Origin of the sequence: Kribbella sp. NBC_00889, assembly GCF_045207705.1 — a bacterium.
Lineage (GTDB): Bacteria > Actinomycetota > Actinomycetes > Propionibacteriales > Kribbellaceae > Kribbella.
The window spans coordinates 8,932,552-8,945,307 of the sequence record NZ_CP108783.1; the positions used below are offsets into that span (position 1 = coordinate 8,932,552).

Here is a 12,756-nt window from a genome sequence, read left to right on the forward strand (position 1 = left end):
TCTCCCATTCACGTGTCCGACCTTCCATTGTGCCTCAGGGGTCAATCAACGGCCCGAGCGGTGGAGATGCGGTGGAGGGCGTAGGTGCGGGGGTGGTCGGTGGTGTCTTCGTAGGCGGTGAGCCAGCCGTCGGCGACCCGGACGGGTTCGACGATGCGTTCGGAGGCGGTGCCGTTGTGGTCGACGTACGAGATCCAGGTGCGGGTGTGGGACTCGGCCGCGTTGGTCAGTACGGCGATGGTCTCGGCCGGGGCGGTCGCCTCGATCAGACCCTCGTCGGCGGGGCGTTCGGCGGCGATGCGGTCGCCGGCGCGGACCTTCTCGATCACCGCCTTGACCTGCTCGTCGGTGAGGTCGACCGCGCTGTCGGCGAAGTCCCGGCTGGAACGGCGACGTGGCGTGTCACCGCGACGGGTCCCGCCACTGGTGACATGGACGACCCCGTCGAACGTCTCCGCCAGCGGTGCCAGCCCCGCCTCACGCAGCCGGCTCAGCACCATGTCCGGTGGTGACGGCGACACCACCACGGTCGGCGCCAACCGCCGGAACCGAAGACCCGGCAGGTTGGAGCTGAGCAGCTGCGTCAGCACAGTCTCGTCATCACACCGCAGGTACGTCGACGCCGTACCAAGCCGGAGTACGCCGTGCCGCCGGGCAACGTCATCGATCAGGTACGTCAGCGGCTGAGGCACCGGCGTACGTGAGTGCTCGGCCAGCCACTTGTGCAGCTGGTCGGCAGTCCGCCCGAGGTCGAACGCACGCCGTACCGAAGCCTCGCTGAACCGGTAGACCGCCGCTCCGCCATGCGACTCGACGTCAGCCATGGCGGACAGCTCGTCCTGCACGACCCGCACCAGCGGACCGGGTGCGACCGCGGTCAGGTCGGCCTGCAGCAACACCTCTGACACCGGCTCCGGCACCAGCGGGCTGATTGCCTCAGCAAGGTCGTCCACCGTCGGCTCAGCGTCGAGCAGCGGCCGCGCATGCTGGGCCAATGCGCCAAGACCGGTCAGACCGAGCAGTGCGGCCTCAGTGATCGTCCACTCGACCAGATCGTCGCGGAACTGCCCGCCACGTCGTGGTCGATGCCACGCCACCCAGGTGACCACTGACTCGGGGGCAGGCGCCGTACCAGCGTCAGCCTTCGATAACGCCTGCACTGTCAGCACCCGGACCTCAGGCGCCAGCAACCGCTCCAGATCGGGTGCGAGCGCGTTGATCAGTCGCTCGCGCGCAGCGGCCGTCGCACCACCACTGTCGCGTCGGCCGATCAGTCCGATCGCCCGCATCCCGCTGAACCACGCCGACACCAGCTGAGCCCACCGATGCGCGAGGTCCAGGTCCAGCCAGTCGTCGTACGCACTGGTCGGCAGCCAGAACTCACTCGTCCCGATCTCGGCCGCAGCAACCAGTCCGGCGGCATACGCGAACTCCAGCACCGCAGCGGTCGTCTGCTCCTCCGCGCCGATCTTCCCGGCCAGACTGCGCAGCTCACGCACTCCGATGCCACCGGTCCGCAGCACCGGAGGTGGTTCGGTCCCCAGCTGCTCCAGAGCGCGATCCACCTGCCGGACAAGGTCGAGCGCCGCACCAGCAGCCGCCCGGTCCGCGATCGACGCAGACACCGTCTTGCCGTCGAGCGGCGGCGGTGTCGGCCGAGTCGACGCCAGCACTCGCCCACCCCGCAGGTGCAGTCCGATCTGCCGCGGCAGCACGACCGTGTTCGCATCCTTCGGTACGACGAGGCCGCGCGCCAGCAACCGCTCGACCGGCGTACGAGCGGAGGCGATCGTCACCGGACGCTCAGCCTTCTCCACCGACCCGGTCGGTGGACCCCACGTCAGTTTCGCGAGCACCTCACGCGCATCAGGTCCGGCGTCCTCGATCAGCTGGTCCAGATCGCCGAAATGCCTCGTGGTGACCGGTCCGAGCCCGGCCGGGGTCGGGCCGAGCAGTTCGTGGACGGCACGGATCGGACGCAGGTCGTCCTCCGAGCCCCACACCAACGCGAGCTTCAGCAGCTCGTCCACCCGAGGCTGGACCACCTCGACGGGCTGCGCCACGCCGGTCGCCAGCGCGGCCAGGTCCACCGGCTCAGGCAGCGCCGACAGGGACTCCAGCAGATCGACACCGAACTCGTCGAGCCGGTTGATCGCCCGCGCAGCCGACGCGTTCGTCGTGGCCCGGGCCGCCAGTTGGCCGGTGTCCGCGGGGATCGGCATCGCCAGGTCCGGGCGACGCTGGAGCAGAAGACCGAGGGCGGCGTCGTCCCAGGTACGCAGCGCCTCGGCGAGGGTGCGTGGGCGATTCCGCTCGGATGTGCTCATCCCTACAACGGTACGGCCCCAGCCCTACCCACGACGAACCGTGTCACTCCGCGGCCCCGGCCCTGCCGATGCGGTGGAAGCCGAGGCGTTCGTAGACCGCCGCGACCGCGTCGTCCGCGGCCGACAGCAGGATCAGGTCGACACCGTGCGCGAATGCGTCCTCGGCGAGCGTGGAAGTGACGGCCGCGGCCAGTCCGCGGCGACGCATCGACGGCAGCGTGCCCACACCGACGATCTCCGTCGTCGTGCCCACCGGCTGGTGCTGTCCGCTGGCGACCATGCCGACGTCGGTGAACGCCCCGGCGCTCACGGAGATGCCCTGGGCGACCCGCGCGACGACTGCCTTGATCCGCTCGTCCGGTACGTCGGTCGCCTTGGCGTCCCGTTCCGCCGGTCCGCCCGCGCCGATCGCCGTACCCGGGTCGTGGAACGCGAGCGACGCGACCGCCGCGGCCTGCCGCAGTACGGCGTCGTCCGCGGACAGGATCTCGCAGCGGGCATCCGCGGACACCGGACGGAACTCGTCGCGTTCGAGCACGAGCAGTGGGTGCTCGACCACGGTCAGTCCGGCCGCGGCCGCCGCTGGGCCGAGCGACGGACAGGTCTCCACGACCCACTCGAGACTCAGCGGGATCTCGAGCTCGGCACACCGCGCCCGCAGTACGTCGATGTCCGCCGGTTCGACCACCGTCGACGAGCCCGGTACCGGACGGGCGTAGTACGGCCACGCCGTCGTACTGCGGAAGAGGGTGAACGGCCCGACCTGCTCGGGGATCGCACCGGACAGCGGGGCCGCGTGGAGGTAGTCGTCGACTCTTGTGATCATCGCGACGCAGTGAATCACCAGGCCGGATCGAGCGCCAGGGATTATGTCGAACCGCAGGGGCCGGCTCCGACGTTCTGAGTGTCAGTGATATCGAGGGAGGACGTGGCATGCAGAAAGTGAGCTCGGCGGACGGTACGGCGATCGCCTACGAGCGGATGGGGAGTGGGCCGCGGGTCATTCTGGTCGGCGGTGCCCTCTGCGACCGGAACGCGCTCAAGCCGTTGGCGGTGGAGTTGGCCGCTGACTTCGACGTGGTGACCTACGACCGGCGGGGGCGCGGCGACAGCGGCGACGGTACGCCGTACTCCGTGCAGCGCGAGGTGGACGACCTCGGGGCGTTGCTGACGGCGGTCGGCGGTACGGCGGCTGTCTACGGGCACTCGTCGGGAGCCGGGCTGGCCGCGATCGCGGCGAGCACCGGACTGCCGTTCACGAAGGTCGTGTTGCACGAGCCGCCGTACGGGCCCGATGACGTCGACTCGAGCGAGGACGGCGGTCGGGTGCTCGAGCTGATCCGCGAGGACCGTGGGCAGGAGGCGGTCGAGCTGTTCCTCATGATGGCGGGCATGCCGAAGGAGGCCGCCATCGAAACCGCGGCCTTCCCGGGCATGGCAGAGGTCGCGCCGACGCTCGCCTACGACTTCGCCGTGATGGACCACGGCGCACCCGGCGGCCGTACGCCGGTCCACGTACTCCGGAAGATCACGCAGCCGGCCCTGGTCGTCGCCGGGACCGCGTCGCCGCCGTTCATGGTCGACGCGGCCCACCGGATCGTCGGCATCCTGCCCGCGGCCCGGCTGACCGAGCTCGCCGACCAGGACCACGTCGTACCGCCGGAGCTCCTCGCCCCGGTCCTGCGAGACTTCCTCAGCCGGTGACTCAGTCGGTCACTCGGTCGGTGACTCGGTCGGTGACTCAGTCGGCGACGATCTCGATCGAGACCTTGTTCGGGTAGAACGCGACGTACTCGCGGATGTCCGCGACCGCGTCGTACGGCTGCTCGTAGGTCCACACCGCGTTCACCCCGTCCGCCCCGGCGGGGAGAACACTGTAGTACGACGCGTCACCCTTGTACGGGCAGTACGTCGCGTGGTCGGTGCGCTCCAGCAGCCCGAAGTCGACGTCCTCGCGCGGGATGTACTGCACCGCGGGATAGCTCGCCTCCTGCAGCGACAGCGCCTCCCGGGTGTCCGCGATCACCTGGTCACCGAGCCTGACCACGACCCGATCGGGGTTCTTCCCGACCGTGATCGGGTGGTCCGGACCAGGAATCTTCACTGTCTTCTCCGCCATCTCAGCTCCCAGAGAGTTGACCTCAACCGTCAACTTTTCAACAACCAGGAACCGCCGACGGTCATTCCCGCGCGGGCGCCAGTTCCTCGAGCTGGACGACCAGGCACGGGCCGCCGTCGAAGGCGCCGCCGTCGATGCCGAGGACGAGGCCGTCGGCGTACAGGTTGGGGCCGGTCAGGTTGGCCGGGTCGATGCCGAGTTGGTCGGCCACGATGCTGTGGCCGTGCACGATGCGGTGGCCGCCGAGATGATGCAGCAGGATGGTCGCGACCTCGCCACCGCTCGCGCCGCGGAACGCGTACCGCGACGTCATCCGGCGCCAGATCTCCCACCACACGACGATGCCGTCGGTGTGCAGTTCGGCCCGGGCCGCTTCGTTGATCTGGTCGATGCTGTCGCCCCACTCGACGTACTCCGCGGTGTCCGAGTGCATCAGCAGGTGCCCGGCGTCCAGCGCGAGCATCGGCTGCTCGAGTAGCCAGGCGACGTCGTCCTCGGTGAGCAGTTCCTGGTCGCGGTCCTGCCCGCCGTTCAGCGCCCACGACCGCTCGAAGCTGCGGGTGGTGATCCCGTCGTGCGGCACGAACTCGTCGCCGAACTTGTGCATCCCGAGCGCGAGGATCTCGTGGTTGCCGAGCAGCATCCGGATCGCTCCGTCCGGCGCCTGCTCGATCAGCCCGCGGACATAACGCAGTACGCCGATCCCGTCCGGGCCGCGGTCGAAGAAGTCGCCGAGGAACCACAGCCGCGCGTCCTGGCCCGACCAGTTGCCGTCGGCATCCGTCAGCCCGGCCTCCTGCAGCGATGCCGTCAGCTTCTCCGGATGACCGTGGATGTCGCTGACGGCATACACCGCCGTCATGTCATCCCCGGACGGTGAGCACGATCAGTACGACGTTGAGGACGGAGACAGCGGTGGCGACCAGGCATGCCAGGAGGGTAGTCGCCCACCGGTTGGTGAAGTCACCCATGACGCGCCGGGAGGCGGTCAATCGGACCAGAGGCCACAGGGCGCAGGGGATGCCGAAGCTGAGCACGACCTGGGACACGACCAGGGCGCGGCTCGGGTCGATGCCGATCGCAAGAATCAGCAAGGCCGGAATCAGGGTGACGAGCCGGCGGACCGCCAGCGGGACGTGGCGGTGCCAGAAGCCTTCGAGGATGACCGAGCCGGCATAGGTGCCGACCGAGGAGGACGCGAATCCACTGGCCAGCAGGGCGAGCGCGAACAGCAGCGCGGGGAGCTGGCCCAGACGGTCGCCGATGGCGGCGTGGGCGGCGTCCAGCGAGTCCGCGCCGGTGCCGCTCAGTGCTGCGGCGGCCACGACGACCATGGCGAGGTTGACCGCGCCGGCCAGAGCCATCGCGACGGCCACGTCGATCCGGGTGGCTCGCAATACCCGGGACTTGCCGGCGGCTGACCGGATCGTCTTCCAATGGCGGTCGGTGACCAGGGCGCCGTGCAGCCAGATCGCATGCGGCATCACGGTCGCGCCGAGCATGCCGGCGGCCAGGACGAGGGACTCGGTCCCGTCGAGCCGCGGCACCAGCCCGCCCACGACTCCGGCCGCGGACGGCTCGGATTGGACCGTGGAGACGACGAATCCGACCAGGACCACGGCGAGAAGCCCGATGATCGCGGCCTCGAACGGCCGCTGCCCACGCTTCGACTGATAGACCAGCAGCCCGAACGACACCGCGCCGGTGATGGCACCACCGAGCAACAGCGGGATCCCGAACAGCAGATTCAGCGCGATCGCGCCGCCGACCACCTCGGCCAGGTCGGTCGCGATCGCGACCAGTTCGGCCTGGAACCACAAACCGGTCGACGTCGACCGCTTGAAATGGTCACGGCACAACTGCGGCAGCGTCCGGCCGGTCGCGATACTCGCCTTCGCCGCCAGATACTGCACGAGCACAGCCATCAGGTTCGCCCCGACCACGACCCAGCACAGCAGATAGCCGTACGTCGCGCCGGCCGCGATGTTGGTCGCGAAGTTCCCGGGATCGACATAGGCGACCGCCGCAACGAACGCCGGTCCGAGCAGGAGAAGCCCGGACCGGTTCAACTGCCGCCGCAGCGGTGCCGGTGCGTACATGGAAGAAGTTTCCATGACAGCACCAACAGCGCATACCCCTGATCTCGCTTTGAGACAGAGCGAACACGCTGTGAGACAGAAGTTACAGCTCGAGGACCTTGCTCACCGCGTGAGTTCAGGCCCAGGAGAAGTGGACTTCCAGGGCGACCTGGACGGTGTGTTCGCCGGGCGTGATGTTGAGAGACGCGTCGAACTTCGCTGCCGCGCCGCCCAGTGGCATGGACTCCGCCATCGGGAAGTGGCGGTTGGTCTCGGAGATCGAGGTGACGGAGCCGAGGGAGTAGCCGGCCAGGGCGGCGAGTTCCTGCGCCTTGTCCCGGGCCTGGCGGAAGGCGAGCTCGCGGGCGCGGGTGAGCAGCTCGGTCTTGTCCTCGATGTCGAACTGCAGCGCCTGCAGCCCGAGGCTGTTGCCAGCGGCACCCACTGCGGCGTCGAGCAGCCGCCCGAACCCGGTCAGCTCCTTCGTCGTCACGGTCAGGGTGTGCGAGCCGCGGTACGCCGGCGACGTGCCGGGCTCGCGGTACTCCTGGTAGACGCTGACCGTGGTGGTGGAGATGTCGTCGGCGTCGACCCCCTGGTCGCGCAGCGCTGCGGTGACCGCATCCGTCCGCTGAGCCACCTGCGAGACCGCGGCGGCCACGTCCGGCGCGACATGCTCCACGCTGAACGACACCCGCAGTACATCCGGCGCCGCACCCACCTGGCCCGACCCGACCACACTCACCCCAGTGTCCATGAGCGCAGTCTGACACTTCCCTCGGTCATCGGAGTCTGATCATCTGGTGTCGGCCGCGCCGTCACCCAGCCGCGGCACACTGCACCATCGACTTCACGCCCAAGGAGACATTGATGCGCAGCCGGATCCTCATCTCTACAACTCTCGCCGGTGTCCTGCTCACCGGACTGACCACCGCCGACGCGTCCGGGAAGGACTCCGGCGTCGCCCGGGCCTTCGAGGCGACCACGCGCAGTACGGCGTGGACCCAGGTGGCGCGAGTGCCGCTGAAGTTCCCGACGTACCACCCGCAGGGTTTCGCGCTGGTGGGTGACCTGATCTTCATGACCAGCGTGGAGGTGCTGGAGGCGCCGGTGAAGTACCCGGAGCCGGTGGACGGGTACGACCGCAGCCCGGGCAAGGGGATCGGGCACCTGTTCGTGATCGACCGGCAGGGCAACCTGAAGAGGGACATCCGCCTCGGCGAAGGTACGGCGTACCACCCGGGCGGGATCGACTACGACGGGCAGAACCTGTGGGTGCCGGCGGCGGAGTACCGCCCGGACTCGCGGGCGATCATCTACACCGTCGATCCGCGGACGTACCGGGTGACTGAGCGCTTCCGGGCGAACGACCACGTCGGCGGTGTCGTCCGTGACCGCACCACCGGTCTGGTCCACGGGGTCAGCTGGGGTTCACGGACCCTCTACGAGTGGACCACCACCGGCCGCCGCCTGGACGCCGTACCCAACGAGAGTCACATCCTCGACTACCAGGACTGCGACTACGTGGCGCGCGGCAAACAACTCTGCGGCGGCGTCACCACCCTCCCCGGCCCAGCGAACACCACCTACGACCTGGGCGGCCTGGCCCTCCTGGACCTCCGCACCAACCGCATCCTCCACGAGATCCCCTTCCCCGCCTTCTCCCCGACCACCGGCCACTCCGCCACCCGCAACCCCGTAGCCCTGGAAACCACCAAGGACAAACTCCGCCTCCTCACCGCCCCCGACGACGGCGAAAACCCCGGCGGCACCGAGATCCAGATCTACGAATCAGCCCTTTGATGTTCCGAAGAACGGGTAGTACTCCGCGGCGCCTGCCTTCCTCACGCCCAGCGGGCAACCATGAGGCGGCCGGAGACTGAGTACTACCCGTTCGTCGGTACGTGTCTCGTCTCAGCTGGCGCGGCGGATTATTCGGGCGGGGATGTTGTGGTGGTGGCAGAGGGATAGGAGGGCTGTGCCGTCGATGAGTTGGAGGGGTTTGCCGGTGGCGAACTGGTAGCTGGTGGGGCCGAAGCCGCTGGTGGTGATGAGGATGCCCTTCGTGGCGCCGGCGTCGAGGACGGTGCCGAAGAGGTCGCGGACGGCCGACGGTGGGACAGTGCGGGTCCAGAGCTTGGCCTGGACGACGAACTTCCCGCCGGTGATCGGGCGGGGATCGTAGGCGACGCAGTCGATCCCGCCGTCGGTGCCGCGGCGGAACAGCCTGGTCTCCAGGCCCATCCGGGTGAGCAAGTTCTGCACCAGGTGCTCGAACGACTCCGGGCTCAGCTCCAGCAGGTTCGGCCGGCTGTCGATCTCGCTGATCACGTCGACCGCCTCGATCGTCCGCGGATCCGCCAGGTCGAACTCGAGGACCGGCTCCACCGGCTGCAGCTCCTCGGGGTGCCGCGACACCTCCGCCGAGAAGTAATGCCGCACACACGCGACCGGATCCAGTTGGTCCAGCACCAGCGCCTTGAACTGCTCCCGCGTCGCCCGCAGCGTGATCAGGCACGGCCGCACGGTCTGCCCGGTCGGCAAATCCACGGATTCGACCATCCCGTTGAACACCACCGTGTCCACCACGCCGTACCGGTCGCTCCCGAAGATCAGGTGCAACGCCCGCAAGGCCAACTGTGCAACGAGTTGCTGATACAGCCGGCGCAGTTCGGCAGCCGGCCGCGGCACCGCCAGCACCGCGTCGAGCGAACGGTCATACCGGTACGACGCCTCAGCTGGTACGGCGCTCACGTCCGGCAGATCCCACTCGACCGCGAGCAACGTCGACTCGGGCACGTACCCGACCCGTCGACGGCGGGGGAAGTCGAGCGGCTCCGCCACCCGTTCCAGCGCCTTCCGGAAGTACCGGCCGACCGCCGCCCGGTCCCGGTTCTCCACCGCCCGCTGGTACGCGTCGACCCGCGCATGTTGCTCCGCGGTCGCCTCGTCGAGCCGGCGCTGTTGCTCGACCTGGTCCCGCAGCGCCCGAGCCACCCGCTCCCGGCGACTCTCCTCGAACGCCCGGTGCCGTTCGATCGCCTCGGCGAAGCGATCCTCGGCGCACGCCAGCCGGCGGTTGTACCGGCGTTCGGCCCCCCACCAACGGAAACGGCCCGGCGGGTGCGCCACGAACGCGTCCCAGACCGGCCCGGGATGGGGCTCGAGATCGCTCGGCGACGCGGTCGGCGGTGCCCGCCGGGGTGCCCGCTTCAGGGCCTGCAGGTCGGTGCCGTGGACATCGATCGCGAGGGCATCGGACAGGATCTCGCCGAGCATCCGGACGCGTTCCTCCACCGCAGCGGTACGTTGAGCCGCCTCGGCGGTACGCCCAGGTGGCCGGTCGCTGCGGGCGTGACCTTCAACGGTTCGGCCCATCGCCTCACACCTCTCAGTTCTAATGTAACCGGCCAACCACGCTGTGCGACCGAGCTGACGGAGAGTTGGTAAGGACATTGCTTGCCGTCCACTCCCTGTTTCCTGCTGTACGTGCAGTTGCAGGGGCATCTGACTGGGGCGACGATGACAGTCATGAGCCTGCCGTCGTACGCATCATCAGTGTCCGAGGTTCCCTTGCTGGGCGAGACGATCGGCGCCAACCTGAGACGCACGGTCGGCGAGTACGGCGATCGGGACGCACTGGTGGAGGTCCAGACCGGACGACGATGGACGTACGCCGAATTGGGCGCGGAGGTCGACGTGGTCGCGCGAGGCCTGCTTAGCCGGGCCATTGCGAAGGGTGACCGGGTCGGCATCTGGGCCCCGAACTGCGCGGAGTGGACGATCACGCAGTACGCGACCGCGATGATCGGCGCGATCCTGGTGAACATCAACCCGGCGTACCGGACGCACGAGCTGTCCTACGCGCTCAACCAGTCCGGGATACGCCTGCTGATCTCGGCGACCGAGTTCAAGACCAGCGACTACCGGGCGATGGTCGAGCAGGTGCGGCCGCAGTGCCAGTCGCTCGAGGAGACCGTCTACATCGGCACCGGCGACTGGGACGAACTCCGGGACGCCGCCGGCCGCGTCACCGAGGACGAACTGCACGAGCGCGAAGCGGAGTTGGCGTTCGACGACCCGATCAACATCCAGTACACCAGCGGCACCACAGGTTTCCCCAAGGGCGCGACCCTCAGCCACCACAACATCCTGAACAACGGCTTCTTCGTCACCGAGACGATCGCGTTCACCGCCGAGGACCGGCTCTGCATCCCCGTCCCCTTCTACCACTGCTTCGGCATGGTGATGGGGAACCTCGGCTGCACCACACACGGTGCGTGCATGGTGATCCCCGGCCCGGCCTTCGACCCGGCGGCGACGCTGAAAGCCGTGCAGGACGAGCGATGCACCGCGTTGTACGGCGTACCGACGATGTTCATCGCCGAGCTCGGGCTGCCGGACTTCGCCGACTACGACCTCACCAGCCTGCGGACCGGCGTGATGGCGGGATCGCCGTGCCCGATCGAGGTGATGAAGCGCTGCGTCGCCGACATGCACATGGCCGAGGTCGCGATCTGCTACGGCATGACCGAGACGTCACCGGTGTCGACGCAGACCCGTCGCGACGACGACCTGGACCGGCGTACGTCGACCGTCGGCCGGGTGATGCCACATGTCGAGGTGAAGCTCCTCGACCCCGCCACCGGTCTGGTCGTCGGCCGAGGTGAGCCGGGCGAGCTGTGCACCCGTGGGTACTCCGTGATGCTCGGCTACTGGAACGAGCCGGAGAAGACCGCGGAGGCGATCGACCAGGCCCGCTGGATGCATACCGGCGACCTGGCGACGATGCGCGAGGACGGGTACGTGAACATCGTCGGCCGGATCAAGGACATGGTGATCCGCGGCGGCGAGAACGTGTACCCGCGGGAGATCGAGGAGTTCCTCTACACCCACCCCGACATCGCCGACGTCCAGGTGATCGGCGTACCGGACGAGAAGTACGGCGAGGAGCTCTGCGCCTGGATCAAGCTCAAGTCCGGCGCCGACCCGCTCGACGCCGCCGCGGTCCGCGCGTTCGCCAACGGCAAACTCGCCCACTTCAAGATCCCCAGGTACGTCCTGCTGGTCGACGACTTCCCGATGACCGTCACCGGCAAGGTCCGCAAGGTCGAGATGCGCGAGAAGTCCGTGGAAATGCTGGGCCTCAGCTGACCTCGGGCTTGCCCTGGACGAGAGCCTCCCGGTCCTCGGTCCAGAACTGCAGGATCTCGCGCCCGTCGTCGTCCCGGCGCAGCCGGGCGAACTGACGCTTCTGGACGTCGTACGGCGGTGAGCCCTCCTGCGCCTGGCCTTCGGCCGCCTCGGACGGCGAGTGCGATCCGGCCTACGTCGTTCCAGGTGGACATCTCAAGCTCCCTTGAGGTGTACGGCGAAGGCCTGCAGGGCCGGGGTGTCTTCGCCCCGGCGCCAGACCAGGCCGAAGGCCGAGTCGGGGACGCCGGTGAGCGGGATGTTGACGATGTCGGCGCGGCGGTTGTTCTCCGCGGTGGGGCGGCAGAGCAGCATGCCACCGCGATCGGCGGCGATCAGGGCCAGGCCTTCCTGCAGGGTGGCAACCTCGGGGCCGCGGTTGATCAGCGCGCCGGTCGGGGTCTGCGTCGGCGCTTGGGCTTGGCGCCAGTAGCCGGGCGCAGGACCGGAGACACCGATCAGGACCGCGCCCGCCAGGTCTTCGATATCGAGTTGTTCGCGGTCTGCCAAGGGATGCCGCGTGGACACCGTGAGGGTCTGCGGTTGTTGGGAGAAAACCGGCCCGAGGACCAGATCGTCCTCGGCGACGGGGAGCAGCACGACTGCGGCGTCGACGCCACCCCGCCGCAGGCCGCCGAACGGATCGTTCAGCGGAAGTTCGCACGTGCCGATCAGGCAGTTCGGATTCTGCGACTGGAACACCGAGATCGCGGCCAGGACCTCGTCGCTCGCCGCGCCCTGGAACCCGATCTGGAGTTTGCCCTTCACCTGCGTTGCGAACTCGCGCGCGTTCGTCACCACGCGTTCCAGCGCGGCGTACGCCGGCCGCAGCGAGGTGAGGAAGTTCTGGCCGAGTGGGGTCAGGGCAACCCGGCGGCTGGTCCGCTCGAACAGCGGCCCGCCGATCCGGCGTTCCAGCGACTGCAGCAACTGGCTGACCCGGCTCTGCGACAGGTACAGGCGTTCCGCCGTACGCCCGAAGTGGAGCTCCTCGGCCAGCACCAGGAAGCACTCCAGCTCGCGGATCTCGACGCCCACG

At 68.8% G+C, this 12,756-nt stretch carries 11 protein-coding genes; 3 read left to right on the forward strand and 8 right to left on the reverse strand.

The window, feature by feature from the left end; all coding sequences use genetic code 11:
• Nucleotides 1–41: 41 nt before the first annotated feature.
• Nucleotides 42–2,327, reverse strand: a complete 2,286-nt coding sequence (locus tag OG817_RS44080) for a helicase-associated domain-containing protein (protein WP_406051076.1) — start codon at nt 2,325–2,327, stop codon at nt 42–44.
• A 43-nt stretch (nt 2,328–2,370) separates the two neighbouring features.
• Complete coding sequence (locus OG817_RS44085; RefSeq protein WP_406051077.1) at nt 2,371–3,153, reverse strand: GNAT family N-acetyltransferase; 783 nt, start codon at nt 3,151–3,153, stop codon at nt 2,371–2,373.
• A gap of 107 nt (nt 3,154–3,260) precedes the next feature.
• Here OG817_RS44085 and OG817_RS44090 point away from each other — a divergent pair, with 107 nt between their 5' ends.
• Complete coding sequence (locus OG817_RS44090; RefSeq protein WP_406051078.1) at nt 3,261–4,031, forward strand: alpha/beta fold hydrolase; 771 nt, start codon at nt 3,261–3,263, stop codon at nt 4,029–4,031.
• Nucleotides 4,032–4,068: 37 nt separating this feature from the next.
• On the opposite strand, the gene OG817_RS44095 is transcribed toward OG817_RS44090, so the two are convergent.
• The 4 genes from OG817_RS44095 to OG817_RS44110 form a co-directional block, all read right to left on the reverse strand.
• Complete coding sequence (locus tag OG817_RS44095) at nt 4,069–4,446, reverse strand: DUF427 domain-containing protein (RefSeq protein ID WP_406051080.1); 378 nt, start codon at nt 4,444–4,446, stop codon at nt 4,069–4,071.
• Between the two features lie 61 nt (nt 4,447–4,507).
• On the reverse strand, nt 4,508–5,308 hold the full coding sequence (locus OG817_RS44100; RefSeq protein ID WP_406051082.1) for a metallophosphoesterase: 801 nt from the start codon (nt 5,306–5,308) through the stop codon (nt 4,508–4,510).
• 1 nt (nt 5,309) lies between these two features.
• Entirely contained in the window at nt 5,310–6,545 is a 1,236-nt protein-coding gene (locus OG817_RS44105; RefSeq protein WP_360445145.1) for an Nramp family divalent metal transporter, read from the reverse strand.
• 115 nt (nt 6,546–6,660) lie between these two features.
• Entirely contained in the window at nt 6,661–7,281 is a 621-nt protein-coding gene (locus OG817_RS44110) for an SIMPL domain-containing protein (RefSeq protein ID WP_406051083.1), read from the reverse strand.
• A 113-nt stretch (nt 7,282–7,394) separates the two neighbouring features.
• On the opposite strand from OG817_RS44110, the gene OG817_RS44115 reads away from it, so the two are divergent.
• The gene (locus OG817_RS44115; protein ID WP_406051085.1) at nt 7,395–8,327 is read left to right on the forward strand and encodes a DUF6454 family protein; all 933 of its coding nucleotides are present in this window, start codon (nt 7,395–7,397) and stop codon (nt 8,325–8,327) included.
• Between the two features lie 111 nt (nt 8,328–8,438).
• Here the strand turns inward: OG817_RS44115 and OG817_RS44120 are convergent, their stop codons facing one another.
• A complete protein-coding gene (locus OG817_RS44120) occupies nt 8,439–9,902 on the reverse strand; it encodes a restriction endonuclease (protein ID WP_406051087.1) in 1,464 nt (487 codons plus the stop codon).
• Nucleotides 9,903–9,983: 81 nt separating this feature from the next.
• Between OG817_RS44120 and OG817_RS44125 the strand changes: the two genes are divergently transcribed.
• The gene (locus OG817_RS44125; protein WP_406051089.1) at nt 9,984–11,678 is read left to right on the forward strand and encodes an AMP-binding protein; all 1,695 of its coding nucleotides are present in this window, start codon (nt 9,984–9,986) and stop codon (nt 11,676–11,678) included.
• A gap of 195 nt (nt 11,679–11,873) precedes the next feature.
• Here the strand turns inward: OG817_RS44125 and OG817_RS44130 are convergent, their stop codons facing one another.
• A complete protein-coding gene (locus OG817_RS44130; RefSeq protein ID WP_406051091.1) occupies nt 11,874–12,755 on the reverse strand; it encodes a LysR family transcriptional regulator in 882 nt (293 codons plus the stop codon).
• Nucleotide 12,756: the final 1 nt, after the last annotated feature.

What these genes read in the sequence shown, in the direction of transcription:
- OG817_RS44080 (WP_406051076.1), bottom strand. Translation starts at nt 2,327, where the DNA reads ATGAGCACATCCGAGCGGAATCGCCCACGCACCCTCGCCGAGGCGCTG.
- OG817_RS44085 (WP_406051077.1), bottom strand. Translation starts at nt 3,153, where the DNA reads ATGATCACAAGAGTCGACGACTACCTCCACGCGGCCCCGCTGTCCGGT.
- OG817_RS44090 (WP_406051078.1), top strand. Translation starts at nt 3,261, where the DNA reads ATGCAGAAAGTGAGCTCGGCGGACGGTACGGCGATCGCCTACGAGCGG.
- OG817_RS44095 (WP_406051080.1), bottom strand. Translation starts at nt 4,446, where the DNA reads ATGGCGGAGAAGACAGTGAAGATTCCTGGTCCGGACCACCCGATCACG.
- OG817_RS44100 (WP_406051082.1), bottom strand. Translation starts at nt 5,308, where the DNA reads ATGACGGCGGTGTATGCCGTCAGCGACATCCACGGTCATCCGGAGAAG.
- OG817_RS44105 (WP_360445145.1), bottom strand. Translation starts at nt 6,545, where the DNA reads ATGTACGCACCGGCACCGCTGCGGCGGCAGTTGAACCGGTCCGGGCTT.
- OG817_RS44110 (WP_406051083.1), bottom strand. Translation starts at nt 7,281, where the DNA reads ATGGACACTGGGGTGAGTGTGGTCGGGTCGGGCCAGGTGGGTGCGGCG.
- OG817_RS44115 (WP_406051085.1), top strand. Translation starts at nt 7,395, where the DNA reads ATGCGCAGCCGGATCCTCATCTCTACAACTCTCGCCGGTGTCCTGCTC.
- OG817_RS44120 (WP_406051087.1), bottom strand. Translation starts at nt 9,902, where the DNA reads ATGGGCCGAACCGTTGAAGGTCACGCCCGCAGCGACCGGCCACCTGGG.